22 protein-coding genes are annotated in these 24,768 nt (G+C 57.7%); 16 read left to right on the top strand and 6 right to left on the bottom strand.

Translation table 11 applies throughout. The features are described 5' to 3' along the window. Positions 1 to 22: 22 nt before the first annotated feature. On the top strand, positions 23 to 403 hold the full coding sequence (locus ACM561_RS16805) for a hypothetical protein (protein ID WP_425906554.1): 381 nt from the start codon (positions 23 to 25) through the stop codon (positions 401 to 403). Positions 404 to 679: 276 nt separating this feature from the next. On the opposite strand, the gene ACM561_RS16800 is transcribed toward ACM561_RS16805, so the two are convergent. Then, complete coding sequence (locus ACM561_RS16800; protein ID WP_425906552.1) at positions 680 to 853, bottom strand: hypothetical protein; 174 nt, start codon at positions 851 to 853, stop codon at positions 680 to 682. Between the two features lie 633 nt (positions 854 to 1,486). Between ACM561_RS16800 and exbB the strand changes: the two genes are divergently transcribed. From exbB to ACM561_RS16785, 3 genes are read left to right on the top strand one after another with little or no spacing between them, the layout of a single operon-like run. Next, complete coding sequence (gene exbB / locus ACM561_RS16795) at positions 1,487 to 2,443, top strand: tonB-system energizer ExbB (protein ID WP_425906551.1); 957 nt, start codon at positions 1,487 to 1,489, stop codon at positions 2,441 to 2,443. Positions 2,444 to 2,446: 3 nt separating this feature from the next. Continuing rightward, positions 2,447 to 2,917, top strand: coding sequence for a TonB system transport protein ExbD (gene exbD, locus ACM561_RS16790; protein ID WP_425906550.1), 471 nt, complete (start codon positions 2,447 to 2,449; stop codon positions 2,915 to 2,917). Between the two features lie 2 nt (positions 2,918 to 2,919). Beyond that, the gene (locus tag ACM561_RS16785; RefSeq protein WP_425906548.1) at positions 2,920 to 3,714 is read left to right on the top strand and encodes a TonB family protein; all 795 of its coding nucleotides are present in this window, start codon (positions 2,920 to 2,922) and stop codon (positions 3,712 to 3,714) included. Positions 3,715 to 3,881: 167 nt separating this feature from the next. On the opposite strand, the gene ACM561_RS16780 is transcribed toward ACM561_RS16785, so the two are convergent. Continuing rightward, positions 3,882 to 7,034 (bottom strand): efflux RND transporter permease subunit, encoded by a 3,153-nt coding sequence (locus ACM561_RS16780; protein WP_425906547.1) that lies wholly within the window; start codon positions 7,032 to 7,034, stop codon positions 3,882 to 3,884. Positions 7,035 to 7,036: 2 nt separating this feature from the next. After that, positions 7,037 to 8,149, bottom strand: a complete 1,113-nt coding sequence (locus ACM561_RS16775; protein ID WP_425906545.1) for an efflux RND transporter periplasmic adaptor subunit — start codon at positions 8,147 to 8,149, stop codon at positions 7,037 to 7,039. A gap of 672 nt (positions 8,150 to 8,821) precedes the next feature. Here ACM561_RS16775 and ACM561_RS16770 point away from each other — a divergent pair. The 3 genes from ACM561_RS16770 (at position 8,822) to ACM561_RS16760 (ending at position 11,454) form a co-directional block, all read left to right on the top strand. Next, positions 8,822 to 9,904 (top strand): AI-2E family transporter, encoded by a 1,083-nt coding sequence (locus tag ACM561_RS16770; protein ID WP_425906544.1) that lies wholly within the window; start codon positions 8,822 to 8,824, stop codon positions 9,902 to 9,904. Between the two features lie 77 nt (positions 9,905 to 9,981). Further along, positions 9,982 to 10,203 (top strand): DUF3141 domain-containing protein, encoded by a 222-nt coding sequence (locus ACM561_RS16765; protein WP_425909800.1) that lies wholly within the window; start codon positions 9,982 to 9,984, stop codon positions 10,201 to 10,203. An 87-nt stretch (positions 10,204 to 10,290) separates the two neighbouring features. Beyond that, on the top strand, positions 10,291 to 11,454 hold the full coding sequence (locus ACM561_RS16760) for an acetate/propionate family kinase (RefSeq protein WP_425909798.1): 1,164 nt from the start codon (positions 10,291 to 10,293) through the stop codon (positions 11,452 to 11,454). Positions 11,455 to 11,465: 11 nt separating this feature from the next. On the opposite strand, the gene ACM561_RS16755 is transcribed toward ACM561_RS16760, so the two are convergent. After that, positions 11,466 to 12,149, bottom strand: a complete 684-nt coding sequence (locus ACM561_RS16755; RefSeq protein WP_425906542.1) for a helix-turn-helix domain-containing protein — start codon at positions 12,147 to 12,149, stop codon at positions 11,466 to 11,468. A gap of 256 nt (positions 12,150 to 12,405) precedes the next feature. On the opposite strand from ACM561_RS16755, the gene ACM561_RS16750 reads away from it, so the two are divergent. The 4 genes from ACM561_RS16750 (at position 12,406) to ACM561_RS16735 (ending at position 16,382) form a co-directional block, all read left to right on the top strand. Continuing rightward, positions 12,406 to 13,038 carry a response regulator transcription factor gene (locus tag ACM561_RS16750; RefSeq protein WP_425906541.1) on the top strand — a complete coding sequence of 211 codons (633 nt, stop codon included), beginning with the start codon at positions 12,406 to 12,408 and terminating at the stop codon, positions 13,036 to 13,038. Between the two features lie 88 nt (positions 13,039 to 13,126). Next, entirely contained in the window at positions 13,127 to 13,525 is a 399-nt protein-coding gene (locus ACM561_RS16745) for a response regulator (RefSeq protein ID WP_425906539.1), read from the top strand. 357 nt (positions 13,526 to 13,882) lie between these two features. Further along, complete coding sequence (locus tag ACM561_RS16740) at positions 13,883 to 15,610, top strand: SulP family inorganic anion transporter (RefSeq protein ID WP_425906538.1); 1,728 nt, start codon at positions 13,883 to 13,885, stop codon at positions 15,608 to 15,610. 310 nt (positions 15,611 to 15,920) lie between these two features. Beyond that, entirely contained in the window at positions 15,921 to 16,382 is a 462-nt protein-coding gene (locus ACM561_RS16735) for a hypothetical protein (RefSeq protein ID WP_425906537.1), read from the top strand. Positions 16,383 to 16,396: 14 nt separating this feature from the next. Here the strand turns inward: ACM561_RS16735 and ppk2 are convergent, their stop codons facing one another. After that, a complete protein-coding gene (ppk2, locus tag ACM561_RS16730; protein ID WP_425906535.1) occupies positions 16,397 to 17,197 on the bottom strand; it encodes a polyphosphate kinase 2 in 801 nt (266 codons plus the stop codon). A 42-nt stretch (positions 17,198 to 17,239) separates the two neighbouring features. Then, positions 17,240 to 17,695: a hypothetical protein gene (locus ACM561_RS16725; RefSeq protein WP_425906533.1), complete on the bottom strand. Its 456-nt coding sequence runs from the start codon at positions 17,693 to 17,695 to the stop codon at positions 17,240 to 17,242. A gap of 307 nt (positions 17,696 to 18,002) precedes the next feature. On the opposite strand from ACM561_RS16725, the gene ACM561_RS16720 reads away from it, so the two are divergent. The 5 genes from ACM561_RS16720 to ACM561_RS16700 all read left to right on the top strand — a co-directional run bounded on the left by ACM561_RS16720 (position 18,003) and on the right by ACM561_RS16700 (position 24,682). Next, positions 18,003 to 20,168, top strand: a complete 2,166-nt coding sequence (locus ACM561_RS16720; protein WP_425906531.1) for a sensor histidine kinase — start codon at positions 18,003 to 18,005, stop codon at positions 20,166 to 20,168. Between the two features lie 123 nt (positions 20,169 to 20,291). Further along, entirely contained in the window at positions 20,292 to 21,914 is a 1,623-nt protein-coding gene (locus tag ACM561_RS16715) for a DUF3300 domain-containing protein (RefSeq protein WP_425906530.1), read from the top strand. A gap of 14 nt (positions 21,915 to 21,928) precedes the next feature. Beyond that, a complete protein-coding gene (locus tag ACM561_RS16710) occupies positions 21,929 to 22,837 on the top strand; it encodes a DUF2950 domain-containing protein (RefSeq protein WP_425906528.1) in 909 nt (302 codons plus the stop codon). A 505-nt stretch (positions 22,838 to 23,342) separates the two neighbouring features. Next, positions 23,343 to 24,497: a PepSY-associated TM helix domain-containing protein gene (locus tag ACM561_RS16705; protein ID WP_425906526.1), complete on the top strand. Its 1,155-nt coding sequence runs from the start codon at positions 23,343 to 23,345 to the stop codon at positions 24,495 to 24,497. Then, positions 24,494 to 24,682 (top strand): hypothetical protein, encoded by a 189-nt coding sequence (locus ACM561_RS16700; RefSeq protein WP_087881210.1) that lies wholly within the window; start codon positions 24,494 to 24,496, stop codon positions 24,680 to 24,682. Before ACM561_RS16705 ends, ACM561_RS16700 begins: the two co-directional genes overlap by 4 nt. The last annotated feature ends 86 nt before the right edge of the window (positions 24,683 to 24,768 follow it).

Below are 24,768 nucleotides of genomic sequence, written 5' to 3'. Positions count from 1 at the left end.
CTGTTCAAATGGTGGTTGTTCGATGAGCGAGATATTTGGTCTTCGAAACCATAACGTCACCGTAGACGGCTCATCGTTGAGTTTGACGTTCGACGGCAGGTGGGGCGAGCAGATTACGGTATCTATGCCCGCCGACCATTTGGACGCGCTTATGGCATCGCTTGGAAGAGTCAAACAAGAGGTGTCGATCAGGCAACGACCGCAGAAACTAGTATTTAGCTTTCGAGGACTGCAATCTTGGTCTGCTTCGAACGTCCCTGGTCAGGAGTATGTGTTTGTTATTCTCGATGGCTCTACTGCTCTGGCAGCGCCCTACGCTGTGCCTCCGAAAATGGCAGAAGAGTTAGGCTCGGCGCTGTTGTCTGCCGCTGATGCCGCACGAAAGCAACGTCGGGACAACTGACCAACTTAGAAGAAGGCAACCCTAAATGGGAGATTGTCTTGGTTGGATAGCCAAGTCATCCGCGAGGGTGGATCGATCTCGATCGGTCGATGCTAAAACCGTCACTTCCGGCTCGCTTATTCTTGAAATTGCTTGCGCGTAAGACGCGAAGATCAGGCCGATGATGGAATGGGAAGGTCAACTCTTATGCATCTGCATCCAGCTGCCGCTCAGAAATCTGAATCGCCTCGGAAGTTTGCTCCCGGCCGATATTCCTGGGGCGAGGTCCTGGATCAGCTACGTGACGAAATCGCTGTGCTGTTGACGATGGGACTTGATCGGACCGAAATTGCTCGCAAGCTCGACATATCGAAGGCGGATGTCCGTGCGCTCGGTCCCAAAATACGTACGGGAGTCATGCGTCGCGATCTCTCCCGGCGGGCTGTCATTGCGCTGTTGAATGGTCGCCATGCTCATCTCAGCGGAAGAACAGTCGGCAACCGAGTCCAACGCCTTATTAGGATCGCTTCCTCCTACACCCGTGAGGAGCTGCTCATGGAACCCGGTGTCGGAATCGTTACCGCAATCGAGATCGAGCTGTGGCTCGAAAAGCGGGGATGTTCGTTGGTAAAGGAGTTCGTCGCGGATGATGGTATCGATAAAGTGACGACCAATCCTATGTGTTGATAGCAGCTCTCATGGCCATTGTAATTTCAAATCGGCGCAGATTTTTTCGCCGCTGTATCGCTACGGCGCTTTGACGGACATTGTTCTGCATTTGCGCCGACAATGCCCTGCGCGTTTCCGCACCGATCTGTCGACAACGCTTTCTATCGTACCGGGAAGTGTATGACGGCAGGTGGTCGTCGAGAAAACTACGGTTTCCAAGGGGCGAGCTGTCGGTCTGCACTCTAGCTCTTGTATCGTCTTTATTTCTGATAGCGGAGCATGGTAGGAGTGGCCGTACACGCAGCCTGTTTTTCGATTTGGACGGCGATACAGAGCCGTGTCGAACGCTTTGGGCTGATCTGATGGTCCCTGAAATGGTTAATTGGTCGGCATCTATGATCTTGTTTTCTGTTGAGCCGAGATGTGAACGCAGTGATGTTTAGAACGTCACTGAGGACGATTTCGCTTGCGGTCACGCTGACTGTCTTGTCGCTGGTTTCCCCCGCGATTGCGCAGCAGACCAGTGCGCCGCATCCGACGGCATCATCCGCGCAGACGCCGGCATTTTCTGCGCTGGCAACGACGGTTCAGGCGCCCTCGTCGGTCTCCAGCGCATCGGGACCGTCTTCCACCGAGGCCGCGCCGTCCCCCGCCGGTGACGCTGGCGCCAATCTGCTGGAGCAGGCGTCACCTCACGACCTGTCTCCGTGGTCGATGTTTATGTCGGCCGATATTGTGGTCAAGCTGGTGATGATCGGTCTTGCGTTTGCCTCGCTGGTGACGTGGACGATCTGCATCGCGAAAATGGTGGAGCTGTCGCTGGCGCGGCGCAAACTGGGCGCGGCGCTGACGCAGGTCAGCGAGTCACGCTCGCTGGCGGAAGCGCAGATGGCGCTTGGCGCCAAGGATGGCGTGCTGGCGTCGTTGCTGGCGTCGGCGATGCACGAGGCGCGGCTGTCGGCCGGAATTTCCAGCGACGCCGGCATCAAGGAGAGAGCGGCGTCGAACTTCGCTGAAATCGTCCGCGCTGAATCCCGTCGCATCCGGCTCGGCATGGGTCTGCTTGCGACGATCGGCGCGACGTCCCCGTTCGTTGGTCTGTTCGGCACCGTATGGGGCATCATGAACAGCTTCATCGGGATTTCGAAGTCGCAGACCACGAACCTCGCGGTGGTGGCGCCCGGCATCGCCGAGGCCCTGCTCGCGACGGCGCTCGGTCTGGTCGCGGCGATTCCCGCAGTCATCATCTACAATCACTTCGCACGCGTGACGAAAGGCTACGTCGAGCTGGTCAGCCGCGCATCGGGATCGGCCGGCCGGTTGCTGTCGCGCGATCTTGATCGTACGCATGTCGGTTCGATCGGCGGGGCGCGGTCGCGCGCGGCGGAGTAGGCGATGGGCGCATCGATTGCAGAAGGCGGCCTCGACGACGACGAGGATTACGCTGAAGCGCACGAGATCAACGTCACGCCGTTCATCGACGTCATTCTAGTTCTTCTGATCATCTTCATGGTGGCGGCGCCGCTGTCGACCGTCGATCTTCCGGTCAACCTGCCGACGTCGAGCGCGACACCGCAGAAGAAGCCTGACAAGCCGACCTATGTCAGCATCAAGGCCGATCTTGCCGTCGCCATCGGCGAGACCATGGTCAAGCGCGTCGATCTGGTGCGGACGCTGGACAGCACGCCGAACATAACCAAGGACAGTTTCATCTTTCTGCGGGCAGACCGCGCGGTGCCTTACGGCGACCTGATGGACGTGCTGGAGATCCTGCGCGCGGGCGGCTTCACGAAAATCAAGCTGGTTGCGCTCGAGGGTGTTCCGGACGCCCAGTCCGTTCCGGCCGCGGCTAGCGCAAAGCCCTGACCATGTCTGAGATCATCGCAGAGCCACCGCCGTCCCGCCGTCTTTGGGCTTTGTCAGCGGCTGCCGCGCTTGCGATCCATCTCGGTTGCGTGGCGCTGGCGGTGGCTCACATGCAAACCGATGAGTCGGACGATGATCTCGGCGCGCCGGCGATCGAGATCGGACTCGATCTGTCCTCGCCGCATCGTGAGGCGACCGACCTTCCGCCCGGGCCGGACACCGACGCATCCGTCGCCTCGCCCGCGCTTGCCGAGCAGAAGGCGGTCGAGAAGGAAACCGATCTGCCCAAGGACACGCCGACGGAGACCGATGAACCGGATCGGATCGTCACCGAGACCGACTCAAAAAAGCCGGTCGATGACGACCCCGAAAAGGCGGCGAAGCCGACGACGGCCTCGCAGGAATCGGCGGCCTCTGAAGCGACCGCGATGCCGAGCGTTGAGAATGCCCAGGAATCGGAGCGTTCGGTCGCGCCGCAGCAAGGCACCGGCGCAAGCGCGCGCCGAATCCTGGCCACCTGGCAGAAGGAATTGGTGGCGCATCTCGACAAGCACAAGCGCTATCCGCCTGAACACATCCAGAAAAACGTCGAGATTCTCGTCAACTTCGTGCTCGATCGCCTCGGCCATGTCGTGTCGGCCACCATCGTGAAGGGATCGGGTGATCCGGTCTTCGACAACGCCGCACTCGCCATGATGCACCGGTCCGATCCGGTGCCGCCGCCCCCGCCGCTGATCGCGGACGAAGGATTGAGCTTCACGCTGCCCGTCGTCTTCCGCGTCAAAGGCAAAGGATGAGGCGGCGTAGAACCACGCGCATTTTATTGAAGCGGCCGAACGCCATTAAATTGACCGGCTTTCTGTCAACGTCATTGAGATGCGGCTCCATGGAGCAGAAAAGCGCTAATGCAGCCTAGGTCGCTCATGGCGTGCCCTTCTTCGAAACTCAACGACAACGACAAGACTCAATGGTCTGCGGCGGGTGTGTGAGAACCTGGCTTGGTCGCAAACCTCGCCTTGATCCGTTCGCGAAGGTCCTGGAAGAGAACGTACAGCGGAGGGATAGCGAAGACGCCGATCAACGATGCCGCCAGCATGCCGCCGAAGACGGGAGTGGCGACGTTGCGAAACGCAAGTTTGGAGGCACCGGACGCGATGACGAGGGGAACGAGTCCTAGAATGAAGGCAAACGACGTCATCATGACCGGCCGAAATCGCAATCGTGCACCTTCGACCGCCGCCTCATGCAGGGGGTGACCTTGCTCGCGCCGCGCCTTGGCGAATTCAACGATCAGAATGCCGTTCTTCGCCGCCAAGCCGATCAGAACGATCATTCCGATCTGCGCGTAGAGATCGAGCGTCAGCCCAGCGAGTAGGATAGACAGATAGGCGCCCGCCACTCCAACCGAGACCGACAGCAAGACCGGTACCGGTATGGTCCAACTCTCATAGAGCCCGACAAGGAAGAGATATGCAAACAACAACGCGAACGCGAGGATGACCGGAGTCTGCCCTTCCGCCCGCTTTTCCTGGAACGAGATGTCGGTCCACGACCCCCGATATCCGGATGGCAATGTCTTCGCCGCTACCGCGTCCATCGCAGCGAGCGCTTGCCCTGAGGACACGCCTGGAGCCGGCCCACCCAGAACGGTTGCGGCACGTGTATTATTGTAGCGGATCAGCCCCTGCGGGCCGAGCGCGATGCGCACCTCAACGAGGCTGCGCAGTGAAACCATCTGTCCGTCCTTGCTGCGCACATTGATGCGGTAGATATCCTCTACGGAGGAACGGTCCTCGCTCTCAGCCTGCACCTGGACCTGCCAGGTACGTCCGAACAGGTTGATGTCATTAACGTAGAAGCCTCCGAGCGAGGTCTGCAGCGCCTGGAATATCGAGTTGATTTCAATCCCGAGGATGCGCGCCTTGTCGCGGTCGATCTCCAGGAACACCGATGGATTGGTCGCCGAGAAGGTCGTGAATACCCGCGAGAGCTGCGGGTCCTGGTTCGCCGCGATCACCAGCCCGCGCAGCACCTGAGCCATGTTGGCAGGTTCGCCGCCTTGCATATCCTGCAGCACGTAGCTGAAACCGCCGCCGGTGCCGAGGCCGATGATTGGCGGCGGCGCCAGTGGAACGGCGCTACCTCCCCTTACGCTGCGCAGCGCGGATGCGAGCCGCGCGATGATCGCATCGGACGTTTCGGTAGCTCTCGTACGCTCTTCAAAATTCTTGAGCGTGACGATCAGGAAGCCGGAGTTTGGCTGGGAGTAATTGTCGACGAAGTTCAATCCGATGATCGAGCTTACATCGGCGATCGAGCTTTCCTTCTTGAGGATATCCTCGGCTTGCCGCACCACCTCCGATGTGCGCCCGATCGAGGCGCCGTCGGGCAACTGGACGACAACGAAGAATGCACCCTGATCATCGGACGGGATGAAGCCGGTCGGGGTCACCCTCGCAAGCAGCCCAATGCCGGCAAACGCTGCCACAACGACGACGATCCCAACAACTGCAAGCCGAACCAGTCGCGCGACAGCCAAACCGTAGCCATCGCGGACGACATCGATTCCCCGGCTCAACCTCCCCATCAAGCCGCGTTTCGGTCCGTGATGAGGCTTCAGCAGAACTGCGCAGAGAGCCGGCGATAGCGTCAGCGCGTTGATAGCCGACAGGAACATGGAGACGGCGACCGTGACCGCGAACTGCCGGAACAATTCGCCGGAAATCCCGGAAATGAAGGCAACCGGCACGAACACCGCGAGCAGCACCAGTGTGATTGCGATGATGGGCGCGAAGATACCCTGCATCGCGAGTTTGGTTGCTTCTCCTGCCGACAGCTCGGGATGCGCCTCCATCGTCTGTTCGACGGCCTCGACCACCACGATGGCATCGTCCACCACGATGCCGATCGCCAGGATCATCGCAAGAAGTGACACGGTATTGGCGGAGTATCCGATGGCGTTGAGCACGATGAAGGTGCCAATCAGGCTGACGGGAACGGCGATCATCGGAATCAAGGTGGCGCGGATGTTTCCCAGGAAGATGAAGACTACTAGCAGCACCAGCAGGGCGGCCTCGAGGAGGGTGTGCTTGACCTTCTCGATCGTCGCCCTGACGAAGACAGTTGGATCATAGGTGACCTTCCAAGCCACGCCTTCGGGAAACGACTTGGCATTGTCCGCCAACAGCTTGTTGAGGGCGTCGACGCTCCGAAGGGCGTTCGCGCCGGGAGTCTGATAGATTCCGATCAGCGTCGTCGCGGCGCCGTTCAGGCGCGTCGACCTGTCCAGATTGGCGGCGCCGAGTTCCAGGCGGGCGATATCGCCGAGGCGCAGGACCGATCCGTCGGGATTGCTCCGGATGATGACCCTTTCGAACTCCTTCGTCGAGGAGAGCCTTCCCTTGGTCTGGATGTTGAGCTGGAGTTGCTGGTCGTCGGACACCGGACGCGCACCGATTCGCCCGACGGCCGCCTGCACGTTCTGCGTTTGGATGGCCGAGATCACGTCGCCGGCGGTCAGCCCAAGACCGGTCAATTGATCCGTCTTGAGCCAGATCCGCATCGAATAGTCTTGCGGACCGAACAATTGGGCATCGCCGACACCGGGTGTGCTCCGGATCTGGTCCAGCAGATTGATCGTGACGTAGTTGGACAGGAACAGTTCGTCGTAGGCTTGCGTCGGCGAATACACCGCGACAACGGCGAGAAGCGCGGACGACTTCTTCTTCACCGTAATGCCCGATCGCTTGACTTCTTCCGGCATCTTGGCGAGTGCGATCTGAACACGGTTATTGACATTGACCGTGTTGATATCGGGATCGGTGCCGAGTTCGAACGAAGCCAACAACGAATAGCTGCCATCGTTGCCGGAGATGCTCTTCATGTAGATCATCTTGTCGACGCCGACGATCTGGGATTCGATCACCTGGGCGACCGTGGAATCGACGACCAGCGAGGATGCGCCTGGGTAGACGGCGGTCACCGAGACTTGCGGCGGAACGATGTTTGGAAGCTGCGCGATCGGAATCACAAGCAGTGACACCAGCCCGGCGATGGCGGTGACAACGGCAATGACAACGGCCAGACGCGGACGCTCGACGAAGATGGATGACAGCATGGCTAGAGCCCGCGAACAGGGGGCTGGGCCGGCGAAGCGGTGACGGCGGCGCCCTGTCTCAGGCCCTGCACGCCCTGAACGACGACCATCTCGCCACCGGTTAATCCTTCGAGGACGACGACCGAGCCACCCTTCGTAGGTCCGAGCCTGAGCCGTTTCACCACGGCCTTGCCGTCCTCGATGGCGAATACATAGGTGCCAAGCTGATCGGCAATCAGGGCGGCCTGTGGGACGACGACACGCTCCTCGGGTTTGCCGCTCTCGACGGCGACGTGAACGAGTTGGCCATCGACAAGTTCGCCATTCGGGTTAGCGATCTTGGCGCGCACCGTCACCGCGTCGGTCGCCCGGTCGACCTTGACGTCGACGAAATCGATCTGCCCTTTCTCGCCATAGGCCGCGCCGTTTGAAAACTGAATGTTGACGTTGAAGTCCTTCGCCGATTGCTTTCTGGTACCGCGACCTTCCTCTTTTAGCCGCAGAAATTCGCGCTGGCTGACCGGAAAGACGACATACATCGGATCAGAGCTGACAATCGTGGTCAGCACGCCCGAATTCGGCCCGACGACATTGCCGCGCGTGACAGCAGTTCGGCCGATCCGTCCATCGATCGGCGACGTAATGTCGGTGTAGGCGAGGTTGATCTCTGCCGTCTTGAGATCGGCTTCGGCGGCAGCAAAATTCCCTTCGGCCTCCCGCGCGGATGCAGTGCGGTCGTCGCGTGTGGCCTGGGAGATTGCGCTGGTCTTTATCAATTCATCAGCGCGTCGTTTCTGGATGTTTGCATTTTCCAGGAGAGCCCGCGTCTTGTCGACGGCCGCCCTTGCCTGTTGGACCGCGGCCTCAAACGGCCCCTTCTCGATTTGATAGAGAGGTGTGCCCTGTTTCACGCGGTCGCCGTCCTTGAACTCGACCTTCTCCAGAAAGCCGGTGACGCGCGCACGCACGTCGACGCGCTCAATGGCTTCAATCCTGCCCACGAAGCGGGTTGTGTCGGCCAATGCCGTCTTTTCTGCCGGCACGACGCTTACTTGAATAGTGGGTGGCTGCTGCGCCAGAGCGGCGGATGAAACGAGAAACAGGCAGGAAAACCAGATCTTCGCGCGAGCCGCCATAAGAACCCCCCGGCTGTCGATCGATCGAGTCTCTTGTTCGAATCCAACAGACGTTGATCTACGGCTGACCAGATACCCACAATCTGCCAACTGACTCAGGTTGGCAAGTGGGCAGCTTTCAAACCTCAGGTAGAAACCAAAGAAGTCTCGGCGCCCGAGCGCGCGAAGGAAATCGAAAAGCACACGTCGGCTGCCGCCATCAGGCGTCACGTCGATAAGCGATTGCAGAACGCGACTGCGGGGAGGCGACGGTGGACTGGTTGTAGCTACGTTGTGGATACGGGTGGGTCCTTATTCCCATGCCGAGATAAAGCATTCTGAGTTCAGTCAGCAGGAGACCTTCATCGGGGCCGCCTTGCACAGCTTTCTTCGCTGAGCATCAATCGTCCCTCGTACCAGAGTGCAGCAGGGCGGTGGGTACGGGGAGAGCGGCCGTCGACAGACAGTTGATCTAGATCAAAGCCGGCGATGCGATTCCTTCCCTAACATGTGCCGTTGCGACAACGGTGCAGCCGGCACCACGCTCATCGCGGCCCGCTTGCAAGCGGGAACAGATGCAAACAAGACAAGCGTGCTGCGCGGCTTGACCTGCAAGGTCGCGATTGCCGACGCCAGGCTGACCTGCGGCCGATAGCTTGGTGACGGTATGCCCGCCCTCAAAAGAGGTCGTCCTTGAAAACCTTTCGCCAGTACTTGCCCGGAGACGACGTCATTCAGCTTGTGATCCGCCTCGGGTTGCTTGCTTTCCTGATCTACTGGACGATCCTTCTGATCCGACCTTTTGTGCCCATCTTGGCCTGGAGCATCGTACTTGCTGTTGCGCTCTATCCTGTCTTCAATTTTCTTTCCAAGCTTCTTGGCGGTCGTCCAAAGCTCGCAGCAGCAATTCTCACCCTCATCAATCTCGGAATTGTCATCGGACCAGCAACCTGGCTTGGCTTGAGTGCCCTGGACGGAGTGAAGGAGTTCGCTGGAAACCTGGGTGCTGGTAATCTTGTTATTCCATCCCCGTCGGAAAGCATCAATAACTGGCCGCTCATCGGCCCGAGTCTTTACGAGTTCTGGAATCAGGCATCCAGCAACATTCGAGCTGCTTTGCGTGAGGTGGCTCCTTATCTGAAGCCACTGGCAGGCGTTTTGTTAGCTCTTGCCGGCAATGCCGGCATGGGCTTGCTGAAGTTTATCCTGTCTGTGGCGCTGGCCGGGTTTCTCTTCCCCTATGGTTCGCAGCTTGTAGAGGCAGGCAAGAGCTTCCTCTATCGCATCGTGCCTGAGCAGAGCGAACATTTCCTCGAACTGGCGGGTGCGACCATCCGCGCGGTATCCCAGGGTGTCATCGGCGTCGCAATCATCCAGTCCCTATTGGCCGGCATTGGCTTCAAGCTGGCAGGTATTCCCAGCGCCGGTTTGTTGGCCTTCGCAGTTATGATCCTGTCGATCATTCAAGTTGGCGCGGCAATCGTCCTGGTTCCGGTGGTCATTTGGATATGGACGGACAAGGATTTCACCACAGCGCTTCTGCTGACGGTGTTCCTGGGTCTCGTCGGCGTAATCGACAACATCTTGAAACCGCTGGTAATGAAGCGTGGCCTGACCACCCCGACACTCGTCATCTTTGTCGGGGTGATCGGAGGAACGCTCGCGCATGGAATTGTCGGCCTCTTTGTCGGACCGATCATTCTTTCTCTGACCTGGGAATTGACAGTGGCCTGGATACGTAGCGATCGCGCCGACAAAGCGCCATTGTCGGGCTGAATATCGAACGTTGACCTAAATCAACGCTCGATACCTCGATGCTCCTTGAATGAATTGCATGATAGCGAGGTCGAGACATCAGGGCAGACAACGAAATTGGCGTTGCGATGAAAGTAGGTCATCCCGGCTATCTGATCGGCTTCCTGCCCGAGCTGATACCTGGACAAACGATCAGGCGTATCGCGCGCCGAAGCATGTTGATCGAGAGTGTCATCAGCTGTTACCCGCAAGCCGCCGGCAAGCCATGTGTGATCGAAGCTACCAGGCCGACTCGCTGCGGCTCTCGATGCGAGTGCTAGACCTTAGAAAACTTCAACAGTTGCCGCGTGATCGCTATGGATACTATCCTCGTCGTCAATGCAGGCTCCTCAAGCGTCAAGTTTTAGATCTTTTCGATCGAAGGAGAAGGGAGGCTACGCCGGCAGATCAAGGGCCAGATCGACGGAATTGGCAGCCGTCCCCGCCTACGTGCGAGCGGCGTGCGTGGCGAACCACTAGCCCACCGCGCCTATCCGATCGAATTGGTTTCGGATGTTCCAACAGCAATGGGCATCGCCGGCGGATGGTTGCGCGACGAACTCGGCATGAGCCCGATGGCTGTCGGCCATCGCGTGGTTCACGGCGGACCGGATTATGACCGGCCGGTGTTGATCGACCACGGCGTCGTAGCGCGGCTGGAACGGCTTGTGGCTCTGGCTCCGATTCATCAGCCGCATAATTTGGCTCCGGTCCGGTCACTTCTCGCTAATTTTCCAACACTCCCACAGGTGGCTTGTTTCGATACTGCGTTTCACCGCACGCGTGACGCTGTCTCTGACCTCTATGCGATTCCTCACCAGTTATATGCCGAGGGTGTGCGGCGTTACGGATTTCACGGTCTCTCATATGAGTATATCGCGAAGACTTTGCCGCACGTCGCGCCCGAGATCGCCAAGGGCCGGGTGATTGTCGCGCATCTCGGTAGCGGGGCCTCGATGTGCGCGTTAAAGGGGGGACGCAGCATCGAGAGTACCATGGGGTTCACGGCACTCGACGGGCTACCTATGGGAACGCGTCCAGGCCAAATCGATCCCGGTGTCGTGCTCTATCTGATCTCAGAGAAGGGAATGTCACCTGCTAAAGTACAAGACTTCCTTTACCGGGATTGCGGATTGAAAGGACTCTCGGGTGTCAGCAACGATATGCGCGAACTGGAGGCGAGCGAGGACCCTAAGGCGAAACTTGCGATTGATTATTTCGTTTATCGGGTCGGCCTCGATGCTGGCATGCTCGCAGCCGCGCTGCAGGGTCTCGACGCTTTCGTCTTTACCGCCGGTATCGGCGAAAACTCGACCCGGATTCGGGCGCGCATCGTCGATCAACTGAGGTGGCTTGGTGTTACGCTTAGTGCTGACGAGAATTCCCGCAATGCGCAACTCATATCACGTTCCGACAGCCGCATCCCGGTTTACATCATACCGACCGACGAAGAGTTGATGATTGCGAAGCACACATTGTCGCTGCTGCTGGAGAGGCCATCGCCGGGTGTTAGGCATGAGAGAGCATCATGAACTCTGAATTTTCAGTTTTGCAGATCGAGGGTAGCGAGCTGCCTTCGATTCAGAAGGGTGATCTGACGTCGATTGGTGCCTATGAAACCGATGATGCCGAGTTCATGCAGTCGCGATAGGGCACGCGATACCGTTTCCAGCGTCAGCCCGAGATAGTCGGCAATGTCGCGCCGCGACATCGGCAGTGGCATGACGCCGGCTGCTGCAAGTCGTCGATCCATCTCGACCAGGAAGGCCGCGACCCGCTCCAGAGAGGTCTTTCGGCCGAGCAGGAGCATGTGATTTTCGGCATGCTCCAGATTTTCCGTGGTCATGCCGAGGAGATTCCGCGAGACCATGGCATCGCTCTCTGCCATCATCTCAAGGCTCCGCCGTTTGATCAAGCGAACCGTAGTGTTCACGATCGCCTCTGCCGTAAACCGATGCTCGCTTCCGTTTTCCAGTCCGAAGATGTCGCCGACGAGGTGAAACGCACCGATCTGGCGGCGACCGTCTGGAAGCAATTTGTAGCTTCGCACCGAGCCCGCCTTGACCTGATAGACATAGTCCGCAGGCTCCTTTTCCCCATAGATTTCAGAGCCTTTCTTGTAGGTAAATTCGTTTAAACTTACTTTTTGATTTGAATCACCCGCTATTCCGAGTTCGCCGAGAGAGACGGCACGATACGCCAAATCGTTGGTGATGCGGACAAACATGGCCAACTCCTGTGCAACTGGTTGTTGGATATGGTCTGCCTCTAAGAATATGTTTCCGTGGGAGGAAGGCTCTTTGCCGTGGCCGTGGAGCTTCCGCTAAGACATGTTTTTTGACCATTGTCTGAAGGGACATTGTACCTAGGGACAGGTCTGCAATAGGATGTCCGAAAAAATGAAAACCGGACCCCTTGGCCGCAAAGACCCTGGGTGATTCTGGAAGCCCGATATCGGCCAGGGTGGCGGCTGGGAGGCGGACTTGTCTAGCCTTGTCTATATTGTGGACGACGATGCTTCGTTTCGTACAGCAGTCGAACGCCGCCTGAAGCTTGCTGGCTATGAAGTTGAGAAGCATTCGTCGGCTCAGACGCTGCTGGATCGTCTGCAGGGCTCTGAAGGACCTGGTTGCGTCTTGCTCGACGTTCGAATGCCCGGACTGAACGGGCTGGAATTGCAAAGCCGTCTCATCGAGCTTCATTCGATGTTGCCTGTCATCTTCGTCACCGGCTATGCTGACATTCCGACGACCGTACGAGCTATCAGAGCAGGTGCCGAAGATCTCCTGATCAAGCCGGTATCATCAGAGCAACTGATAGGGGCGATCGAGCGCGCCTTGGCGCGCCATGAGTCGGTCCGCAGCCAACGAAGCAAGCTTGATGCGAGTCTCGCACTTCTTACGAGATTGACGCCCCGCGAGCGACAGGTCTTCGATTTGATCGTGCGCGGAAAGATCAACAAGCAAGTTGCCAGAGAACTTGGAACAACCGAACGCACCGTGAAAGCGCATCGCCATGAAGTGATGGAAAAGATGCGAGTGCACTCGCTCGCAGAACTGGTTTCGATCGCGGAACGGCTTGGGCTGATCGATCCAAACGAAAATTCAGGCAGATAGCCTTTGTTCGCAGAAACATTTACGTCGTGTACCATGTACGAAAGGACAGTATGAATATTAGCAGACGAGGCATCTGAATGAACGCGGGATGGGCCTTCCTGGGAGGCCGATAATAACGAAATCCAAGTCGATTCTTGTCGTCGACGATAATCCGTCAATGCTCAAAGGCATGAAACGGTTATTGAGAGAGCATGGTTTTAACGTAACACTGTTCGAATCCGGCGCTGCGCTGCTGCGTCATGCAGATTTCGACGACGCCTTTTGCGTGATCCTTGACATCGATCTGAACAAAGAATCAGGCATAGACTTGCGTCGCCAACTCGCCGGCAGAGGTGTCGAGCTGCCAGTGATCTTCATTACCGGAAACGACAGTGACGCAAAGCGCTCGGCCGCAATCGAATCGGGATGTATCGCGTACCTAACCAAGCCATTTTCGGCAAGATCGCTAATCGAGCCGGTCGAAAAAGTGCGGGAAGCGTCATTCTAGCGCGATCGGTCGATTCGTTTGTTGGCGTCCTGCTCGAATGTCTGCTCGCCGCGCCCTTATCGATGGAAGCGAAACGATCGAGTGGCAGCGACGTCGTAATCCCAGCCGCAGCTCCTTCCAGGAGCCATTTCCTTGATCATCGCGGGTATTCAGGAAATTCGTCGAGAGCTTGATCCAGATCAATCCGCGTCGGGCTCGCCGCGCCGCCTATGCCGTCAGGATTTGCTACAACTCGTGTAGGGCGGCCGTGGACGTCTGTGCAACGAAGGGCGTACCCAATCTCGTTCCTGGTCTCTCGGCGGGTGCCTTGCTGATCGTCTTGCTTCGCTGCGAGATACATCCCAACAAGGAACACCTATGACGTTGCGCGCGTTTCAGCGAGCGGGTTGGATAGGGGTTTTCCCGCCGTTGACGTGGCTTGCCGAATACAGATTGTCCTGGTTGCGTTATGATACCATCGCCGGAGTGACCCTCGCCGCCTACGCGATCCCGGTGTCACTGGCCTATGCGGGCCTTGCCGGGTTGCCGCCGCAGGTGGGCATCTATGGCTATCTGCTTGGCGGTTTAGGTTATGCCCTCATGGGGTCATCCCGCCAGCTTGCTGTCGGTCCGACCTCCGCAATCTCGCTCATGATCGCCAGCAGTGTCGGGGCCCTGGCGGGGGGGGACGCGATGCGTTTCGCTCAGATCGCGAGTCTTTCGGCATTCGCTGTGGCGCTGCTTTGCCTGATTGCCTGGCTTTTCAAGCTGAGCGTTCTTGTGCGCCTAGTTAGCGACAGCATTCTCGTCGGCTTCAAGGCGGGGGCGGGGCTTACAATTATAATGAGTCAGTTACCGAACCTGTTCGGTGTAGCTGGTGGCGGGCACAACTTCGTTGACCGTGCAATTCGGCTTGCAGGTCAGATCGGCAACATCAATCCACTTGTATTGGCAATAGGAATTGCGGCGGTCGTGCTCCTGCTCCTTGGCGAGCGATTCCTGACGGGCAGGCCCGTCGGACTCATGGTGTTGGCATTGTCGATTCTTATGGCAACTTTGTTAGGGCTTCCGGCAATGGGTGTCCCTGTCACCGGGAAGATACCGCCCGGATTGCCTGCCTTCGAGGTGCCAACTTTCGGAATGCTGGATTTCCAGGAATTATTTCCAATAGCAGCCGGATGTCTACTGCTGGCCTATATAGAAGGCGTTTCGGCGGCGCGGAGTTTTGCGGCGAAACATGGATATAGTATTGACGTCCGACAAGAATTTCTTGGATTTGGGGCTGCCAACCTCGCAGTTGCATTCGGTCACGGCTATCCCGTCGCAGGCGGATTGTCGCAGTCCGCCGTCAATGACACGGCTGGTGCGCGAACGCCCCTGGCATTGTTATTTTGCTCGCTAACCCTCGCGCTCTGCCTGCTTTTCTTTACGGAGTTGCTGACCAACCTTCCGCGGGCAGTATTGGCTGGAGTTGTCATTGCTGCAGTTTACAGATTGGTCGACGTCCGCGCGCTGCTTCGCATGTGGGCAGTGAGTCGTATCGACTTTTATGCCGCGGCCATTGCCCTCGTATCCGTGTTGCTGCTTGGGATTCTCCAGGGTGTCCTGCTTGCAGCTCTGGCATCCATCCTCCTGCTGCTTATCCGGGCGTCACGACCCAACATAGCGTTTCTCGGACGGATTCCTGGATCTGGCCGCTATTCCGACAGCATCAGGCATGAGGGCGTGACGCCGCTAGTTGGCGTTGTTGCGTTCCGTCCTGAAGCCTCGTTGCTCTACATCAATGCCGAGACGATTCTGGAGGCCGTTTTGGAAAAGCTGCGAATGGTCTCTGACGTCAGGCTGGTTGCCTGCGATCTATCCGCATCTCCCTACATCGATCTGGCGGGTGCGCGGATGTTACTTGATCTTTATGATGAGCTGGCGTCGCGTCGAATAACGTTCTGCATTGTCGGCGCTCACGCGCAGTTGCGTGAGTTGCTGCGAGCAGAAGGGTTGGCGGAGAAGACGGACAGTAGCGAATGGCTCCGTACGCTCGACAGCGTGTTGAGGGAGGGCAATGTTAGCGAACGATCCGGTCTCCGGGACGAACGGCCGCCTGGATAGGAAGCTCCTCCCGAGTTTGACGGTGGTCGAACCCGATGACTCCAACAACCGGTGACTCCTGCAGCCAAGGATCTCCGGCTGGATGTGTCTGACACCAAGTTGCATGATGCAGTTTGGCATTTTCTGCAGCTTGGCCAGTCGTGTCACGAGATTAAGATATTGACCTGGATCAAGGTGGCGGAAGGCAAAAAGTAAAATCTCCAACGACACCAGCCCGCACAAAATGTGTCGATCAATTTTCTCCCGGTTTGGTTCGAAGCTGCTGGTTCACCAGAGTGTGAGTCATCAGAGGGAAAAGGAAAAAGATATCATGAAGAAATTTAGCGTGAGCTCTGCCTTGTTAGTCTTGCTCGTGGGCGCGGCTGCCATCAGTACGCCCGCTCGCGCTGAAACAGGGCGTGTCGCGGTGATCTTCACCAAAGGCGGGTTTGTTGTAGGAGTCGGTGGCGGCGAGGGCGTGCTGACGCTCCGGGGCACTCACTATCCATTCACTGTCTCGGGCATGAGTGTCGGCTTTACGATCGGAGCCTCGACGACCAAGCTTGTTGGACGAGCCCTTAATCTGAAAGGGCCGGCTTCGATAGAAGGCAGGTACACCGCCGTCGGAGCCGGGGGTGCCTTAGCGGTTGGCGCGGGCGGAGTTCAATTGCAAAACGCCAATGGCGTGATTTTGCAACTGAGTGGCCCGAGGGTAGGCGCCGAAATGTCGGTCGCTGTCGGCGGGGTATCGATAAGCTTGAAACAGATGCGAACCAGTCGGACCGCGCAGTAGGCGACCTGGTCCACTCAGTAACGTTCTGCCACGAACGCCATCCCACGCAGGCCCGCCTGGTCGTCAAAGCGCTCCTTCGCGGAGCGCTTTGGCAGCTTGACCTTGTTTTTATGTATCCGTTTATACGGAATCAACTTCAGCAGATGCGCAATGCAGTTCAGTCGAGCTCGACGCTTGTCGTCGGAGCGAACGATGTACCATGGCGATTGCTTCGTGCTGGTTGCCTTCAGCATCAGGTCCCGCGCTTCTGAGTAGTCGTACCATCGTTGGTAAGATGCAGTATCCATCGGACTCAACTTCCACTGCCGCAGCGGATCGTCGATTCTCGCCTTGAAGCGACGCTCCTGCTCGTCCATTCCGACCTCAAGCCAGAGTTTGATCAGGATGATGCCCCCTTCGATGACATATTTCTCCATCTGGGGGCAGAGAGAAAGGAATCGTTTGTGCTCGGCCGGCGTACAGAAGCCCATCACATATTCCACGCCGGCGCGATTGTACCAACTCCGGTCGAAGATCACAATTTCACCTGCAGCCGGAAAATGCTGCATGTAGCGTTGAAGAAATAATTGCGTCTTTTCCCGGTCGGACGGAGCTGGCAAGGCCGTAACGCGAAACACGCGCGGACTGACCTTCTCCGTAATCGCCTTGATCGTGCCGCCCTTGCCGGCGGCATCCCGGCCCTCGAACAAGACGATGACTCGAATCTTGTTCGCCTTCACCCATTCCTGAAGATAGCAAAGCTCGACCTGGAGCTTTTCCAGCTCTTTTTCATAGACCTTGCGCTTCATCCGTGGCGTGTCCGCGTCGGCTGACATGTCTACCTTCCGCTGCTTCAGACCAAACTCCACCAACCGTTCCTAGTCTCCCCAGGAGATGGTGACGGCGATGTCGCCAGGGACACCTCCGGGGTAATCAATGATCTGGTAGCTGATGCGATAGCCCCGTGGTTTCAGGTAGTCGCGCCAGAGCTCGAAGATTTCCTTTGGTATGCCCGTCAGTGTGTTCTCCCAGTCGGCCTCCTGCTGATTGATGGCTCGGCCTTTATCCGTGCATAGCGAGTTGGGGAACCGATACACCTGCACTTCGGTTAGTCCGTTTCGGACTGCTCGCTGGATGACGGTCGAGGCGAGCTGGATTTTTTCCTCCTCGGACTTGCCGGATGGACGACTGAGCCGCTCGATCAGTGCATGTTTCTCGGCTTGGGCTGCTGCTGCCAGGCGGGCATATTGATCCGCCTTTTCGGCTTCCTTGAGGGCCGCTTCTTTCCGGATCTGTTGCGCGCTGGGGATGAGGTCATCGATGCTGCCTGGCATGACGAGAACTCCTGACGAATATATTGTCATGACGAGGCTAGGTCGGGTCGACGTCGTTACCTTGATTCAAATCAACAAAATTCGCATCCATGGTTACCGGGCACGCTAAAGTCTGAGGCCAAAGTCGGGGAGAGGAGAGTTGAACGAGGCGATACATTCCATGGCGCCGCACCATGTGCTTTTCTATCTTGCCACCGCGAGCGCAACCGGTGTTTGTTAGCGGTGATGGGCAATCTTTCTGATTGCCGACTTATGTGGGTCGGCGCGCTGTATTTGCGATTGCACGGCGTGTCGCGGTGGAAAGCAATTGTATCAGGCAAAGAATGAGCCGACCGTCACCGTAACGTTCGCTGCAAAGCTACTCTGTAACGACGGCAACGTCCCTGGACCGTTGCGGTCAGTACCACAGGCGCATATTATGATGCGCGCAAAGGTCGTGGAAACCCACGGTCGGGTCGCGACGCTTTGGTTGACGGTCTCGTCCGGCTCGGCTGAGACCGTTGACGGTAGTGCGCCTGCACTGAAACTTGCTGCAAGACAGTCGTTCGGGCCGCCGGGTACGAGGATGAATGGACGCGCCCCGATGGCAGCGACTAACCCATTCTGGCTGGGTCTTGTTACCCGTCTATGTGTTTGTCTGCTGGTTTGGACGATCATCCCGTCCGAGTTTGCGCGCAGCGGTCAGACTCGCGAGATCAAACGGGTATTGATCCTGCATTCCTTTGGACGAGATTTCAGACCATGGGGGACGTATGCCAAAGCCATTCGGGAGAATCTGGAGCAGTTGTCGCCGTGGCAGATCGATATTCAGGACCACTCGATGGTTTCCGCACGTTCTGGCGATGAAAATCCTGAGCCACCGTTTATTGCCTACCTGAATGCGCTCTATTCCGAACACCCTCCGGATATTGTCATTGCCATCGGCGCTCCTGCCTCGAATTTTGTTCAGCATCACCGCCGACATTTGTTCACTCAAATTCCCCTGATACTGACAGCGGTCGAGCAGCGTCGTATCCAGTTCTCGGATTTGCCGGATAGTGACACCGTCATTGCTGTTTCTCACGATTTTCGCCTTTCTTTCGAGACGATCCTTCGTGTTCTTCCCGGCACGGAGCGAATTGTCGTTTTGAACGGAACGTCGCCCAACGAGAAATTCTGGCTCGGCGAACTCCGCAAGGACGCGGCATCTGTCCAGAAGAAGGTTGAGTTCATCTGGCCCAATGATATTTCGTTCCAGGATTTTCTGAAGAAAAGCGAAACGTTGCCGCCGAAAACAGCTATTTTCTGGCATCTGATGAACGTCGACGCAACTGGAGTCTCTTACGAGGGGAATACCGCGCTTCAGCAACTTCACGCAGTGTCCAATGCTCCGATTTTTTCTTACGACGATGGTTTTTTTGGCAATGAGACTGTCGGCGGGCCGATGTATTCCGTTATCGAAATTAGCAGGCTCACAGCCGCTGTGGCGATACGTATTCTGAACGGAGAAAAACCTCGCGATATAAGGCCGGCTGCGATCAAATATTCCAATCCGAAGTTCGATTGGCGCGAAATGCAGCGCTGGGGTATCAGCGAGAGCAACCTGCCTCCAGGAAGCGAAGTCTTGTTTCGCGAGCCCCGCATATGGGAGGTCAATCGTTGGCAGTTGTTGTTGATTGCGACCGTAATCCTGATTCAGGGAGTGTTGATCAGCGGACTGCTGCATGAGCGTCGTCGTCGCCGTCTTGCCGAAGTCGAATCGCGCCAACGCTTGACTGATCTTGCCCATATCAACCGCAATTCGACTGTCGGAGAGCTGACGATTTCTATCGCGCATGAATTGAACCAGCCGCTTGGTTCGATTCTCACCAACACCGAGACAGCCGAGCTCATGCTGAAGAGTCGCTCGCCGAATCTCGATGAGGTGAAGGAAATTCTTGCTGACATCAGGCGTGACGATCAGCGCGCCAGCGAGGTGATACGTCGGCTACGCAGCGTGCTGAAGAAAACACCATTTGAGATTACCTGTATCGACTTGAACGAGACGGTACGGCAAGTGATGGGGTTTATCGCGACCGTCGGCAGCGAGCGGAATATCGCATTGAAATGTAGTACGGAATCGATCGACATGAAGATCATGGGAGACGTTGTTCATTTACAACAAGTCTTTCTGAACTTGATGATCAACGCGATGGATGCAATCTCCGAAGCGGGGGCAATAGAGCGAGAAGTCAGCGTAACCACAAGGCGCTCGGGCGCCTGGGCGGAAGTCAGTATCAGCGACACCGGCCCCGGTATTACGATCGCCGATCTTGCGAAGGTTTTCGATCCGTTTTTCACGACGAAACCGCAGGGCATGGGTATGGGACTTGCAATCGTCCGTTCTATTGTCGAAGCACATCACGGACAGATTTCTGCGGCAAATCAGTCACCCGGCGGCGCACTTTTCACGCTTAGGCTTCCGATTCTTCAGGATCAAGCTACTTCGGTCTGAGACTTGCAGCCAGGCAACCCTCGCCCCGCAGAAGAACGGTGCCGTTCGTTTCGTTGATCTTTATCAAAGAACGAGCTCGGCTTTGCTCCATTTTTTGTAGCGATGAACACGAGGAGAGGTGTGATGTTTCGCTGCGGCAAGGCCCTGATCGCGCTCGCATTGCTAATGGCGGATCCTATCGCTATCTCGGCCCAAACGGCCGATAATCCGCCGGATCCAAACGGTACGCCACAGCAAGCCACCAAATCTGTGCCCGATGCAGAGCTGTTGAAACCTGAGCAACTCGAGGCGCTGGCCGCCCCGATTGCGCTCTACCCCGATGAACTGCTGGCGAATGTACTGGCGGCATCAACCTATCCGCTGGAGGTCGTGCAGGCCGATCGCTGGCTCAAGGAACGCAAAACCCTGAAAGGTGATGCGTTGAAGAAGGAGGTTGAAAAGCAATCGTGGGACAACAGCGTCAAAGCGCTTTCAAGCACTCCAGATGTCATTTCAATGATGAGCGACAAGATCGACTGGACCAAGAGTCTCGGCGATGCCGTTCTCGCGCAGCAAGCCGATGTCATGGATGCAATCCAACGCCTTCGCTCCAAAGCCTATGACAACAAGAAGCTGGTTACAACCAAGCAGCAAAAGGTGAGCGTTCAAGCGCAGGAAAGCAAGCAGGCGATTGTCATCGAGTCGACCAGCCCCAACACGATGTACGTGCCGTACTACGATCCCGCCGCGGTTTACGGAACTTGGCCCTATGCAGCGTATCCACCCTATTACTTCGGGTATCCGTCCTATATCGGCGCGGGTGTGATCGCGACGGGGCTCGCGTTCGGTGCAGGCTGGGCTATCGGACGCTGGGGTAACTACTGGGGTGGCGGATTCAATTGGGGTAACCGCAATCTCTACGTCAACCACTACAATCGGATAAATAACGTCGGAACTAGCTGGCAGCACAATTCGGTGCATCGTCAGGGTGTGCGGTACAATAACGCGAATGTTCAGCAGCGCTTCGGTAACAACAATCTGAGGGCTGGCGCATCGAACCGCATGGATTTTCGGGGCCGCGGTGGGCAGCAGGTGCTTCGTCCAGGGCAGGATCGGCCTGGCGGCGGAGATCGTGCAGGCGACCGTGCGGCCTCACGCGACCGGCCGGGCGGCGATCGTGGAAATCGACCGGGCGCAGCCGATCGCGCTAGGGGCGGTGGCGACCGTGCCAAAGCAGGTAACAGGGCTGCCAACCGTGCTGGCGGCGCGGCGCGCGGTGGCGGCAATCGTGGCGGTGCCATGAACATATCGTCGGGCAGGGCTGCTTCCGCGGCTTCGGCTCGCGGTCATGCAAGCCTGGGCGGGCGAGGAGGAGGTGCTGCCAGCTTCGCCGGACGTGGCGGTGGCGGCGGCTTTCATGGCGGTGGCGGTTTTCGCGGCGGTGGCGGTGGCTTCCGGGGCGGCGGTGGCGGCTTCCGCGGCGGCGGTGGACGGCGGTCCGATGTCCAACTGAAACACCACCTCGTACTGCTGGGTTATCTTACCAACGGCCTTGGTTACTACCGCTTCAGCTATCTCGGTAGCAGCAAGTCATATGTTGGCGTGATCGCGCAGGAAGTGCAGAATCTGATGCCGCAAGCCGTGACCCGTGGTCGCGACGGTTACCTCAGAGTCTACTATGAGAAGCTTGGATTGAAGCTGCGAACCTACAGCGACTGGCTTGCTGGGCGCGCAAAAATTCCTGCGCTGCGGGAGGTGTCGCCATGATCACATCAATGTGGATGTCCCGCGCCGCTTCGACAGGCGCGATAGCAATCGTTGTCGCGCTGTCGATCGGCGTGAGTCAGGCTCAGCAGGCTTTTTCTTCGCCGGAAGATGCGGCGGCGGGATTGGCGGCGGCGGTCAAGACCGGCACGACAAGCGCCATTCTGAAAGTCCTTGGCAGCCGTGCCGAAGACGTGGTCGAATCCGGCGATAGCGTTGCTGACAAAGAGACACGTGAGCGTTTTCTTTCCGCTTACGATGCCAAGCACTCGATCAAGACTGAGGAAAACAAGAAAGCCACGCTCATTTTGGGAGCCGATGAATTTCCGTTCCCAATTCCACTTGTCAACAGCAAGAGCGGCTGGGAATTCGACACGTCGGCTGGGCGTCTTGAGATTCTTTATCGCCGCATTGGGCGCAATGAGTTGGATGCGATTCAGGCCTCTCTCGCCTTCGTGGATGCCCAGAACGAATATGCCGAGAAGGATCGTACAGGCGAAGGTGCTGGCGTTTACGCGCAACGCATTGTCAGCACCCCAGGCAAGAAGGATGGCCTTTTCTGGCGCGACGATGGCGATCCAAGCCCGCTTGGTGAGTTGGCGGCGCGAGCATCATCAGAGGGCTATAAGGTTGATGGGCGAGGCGACCCGTATCACGGTTACGTCTTTCGAATATTGAGGGGGCAGGGGCCAGATGCACCGGGAGGCGCACTTGACTACGTCGTCAAACGCAAGATGATTGGTGGTTTCGCGCTGATTGCCTATCCTGCCGAATACGGAAACTCTGGTGTCATGACCTTCATGGTCAATCACGCCGGCACTGTCTATCAAAAGGATCTTGGTAAAAGCACGGAAGTACTCGCCAATCGTATCAGTTTGTTCGATCCCGATCAGACCTGGAAGAGGGTGGATTCGACGAAGCCTTGAAGGTGGGTATTTAACAGCGATGCCCAGCGCAATTTGGGCACAGGCCTTGGCGGTCTTGGCAATTCGTGCCGCTTCATTCCAGCGGTATGAATCTCGGCAGCGATGAGTTTGATTGCCGGTTCGATGCTGCCGCTTCCATCGGGCTTTCCGTAAAAGTTGCCCCCTGCCGCGTTAAGTCGAGCGGATACTGGATCATCTTGTGGCGAAGATCGAGGGCGCTTGATCAAAATGTGATTGCAGGTGGCACCCGTTTGCCTCTCTGTCGTCGTTCATCCTGCGCTCCGATAGCCAGAGTCAGGCCATCTGCGACCGGATATGAGGGGCTGGAAAATGCAGGTCAACGCAACTAATCTCGCGGATCGTTTCTATGTCCAGTCTTGCCTGACTGGACTGCCGTATTGCGCAATGGGCACGAGCCGCACCGTGCTTGGCACCCTGAGGTATAGTTGGAATGCGGATGACCCGCATCCCGCGCTGATTTCGAAGTGAGTTAGTGAGCTAAAGGATGACACCAAAAGCCTTGCGCAAATGGAGCTGGACTCACAAGTGGTCCAGCATCATCTGCACCTTGTTCATGCTGATGCTGTGCATCACCGGCCTGCCGTTGATCTTCCACGAACAGATTGATGAACTGCTGCACGGCCAGGTCGAGGCGGCCGTCGTCCCCCAAGGCACGCCGCCGGCGAGTCTCGATCGCGTGGTGGCGAGCGCCGTGGCGGCGATGCCCGGGAAGGTGCCGCATTTCCTGATCTGGGACCACGACGACCCGAACGCGATGCTGGTTAGTGTCGGCAAGAGCATCGATGCCGATCCGGCCGACAACCGCATCGTCCGGGTCGATGCCCATACTGGCGCCTATCTCGACGCGCCTGACGTCACCGGGCGCTTTACGTTCATCATGCTCAAGCTGCACACCGATATGTTCGCCGGCCTGCCCGGGAAGCTGTTTCTTGGGCTAATGGGGATTCTGTTCTGCGTTGCAATCATATCAGGTGTCGTCGTCTACGCGCCGTCGATGCGCAAGCAGAGCTTCGGGGTCTATCGTTCTGAGCGTCCGCGCGTGGTGCGCTGGCTCGATCTGCATAACCTCGCCGGCATCCTGCTGGTGATGTGGACGCTGGTTGTGGGATTCACTGGCGTCATCAACACTTGGGCCGACCTCGTGCTCAAGATGTGGCAGTATGGCCAACTCGCCGAGATGACGGCGCAATATAGCGACCGCACTTTGCCCGCGCACCCGACCCCGGTTCAGGCGGCGACGGATGTGGCCGCGAAGGCCGTGCCCGGCATGATGCCGTCGTTCATCGCGTTTCCCGGCACGATCTTCTCAAGCAAGAGCCACTATACGGTCTTCATGCGCGGCGATACGCCGCTGACCTCACGGTTGCTCAAGCCGGCGTTGATCGATGCAGAGACCGGCAAGCTCACCGACAGCCGCGATATGCCCTGGTACGTCACTGCACTGTTCATCTCGCAGCCGCTGCATTTCGGCGACTATGGCGGGATGCCGCTAAAGATCATCTGGGCGCTGCTGGATGCCATGACCATTATCGTCCTCGGAACGGGCGTCTATCTCTGGCTGCGGCGGCGCAAGGCTGGCGAGAGCAGCGTTCGCGAACCCGCAGGCGCCGCCTTCAAGCGGCCGATGTTGTCGCCATGATGCCAGCACGTACCCGACATCGGACCCTTCGCGAGATTTTTGCATGGCCGGCCATCATCGCCGTCCTGAGTACGGTTGGATTGATGTCAGCGTTACTCGGCGATGGCATCTGGGACGGCGTTTCGTGGATCGTTCTGGCCGTTCCTGTAGCGCTGTATTGCGGCTTCTTCCAGCGCGGAACGTAGGCGGTCGCGCGGCGTGCGGCCGGGCTTCCACTTACTGCCCACATGGACTAAGAGACCGCGATACTTCTTTCGCGCAAAAAGATCGC

This window comes from Nitrobacter sp. TKz-YC02 (genome assembly GCF_049852135.1).
Classification (GTDB): domain Bacteria; phylum Pseudomonadota; class Alphaproteobacteria; order Rhizobiales; family Xanthobacteraceae; genus Nitrobacter; species Nitrobacter vulgaris.
This window is presented reverse-complemented; position numbering and strand designations above follow the sequence as displayed.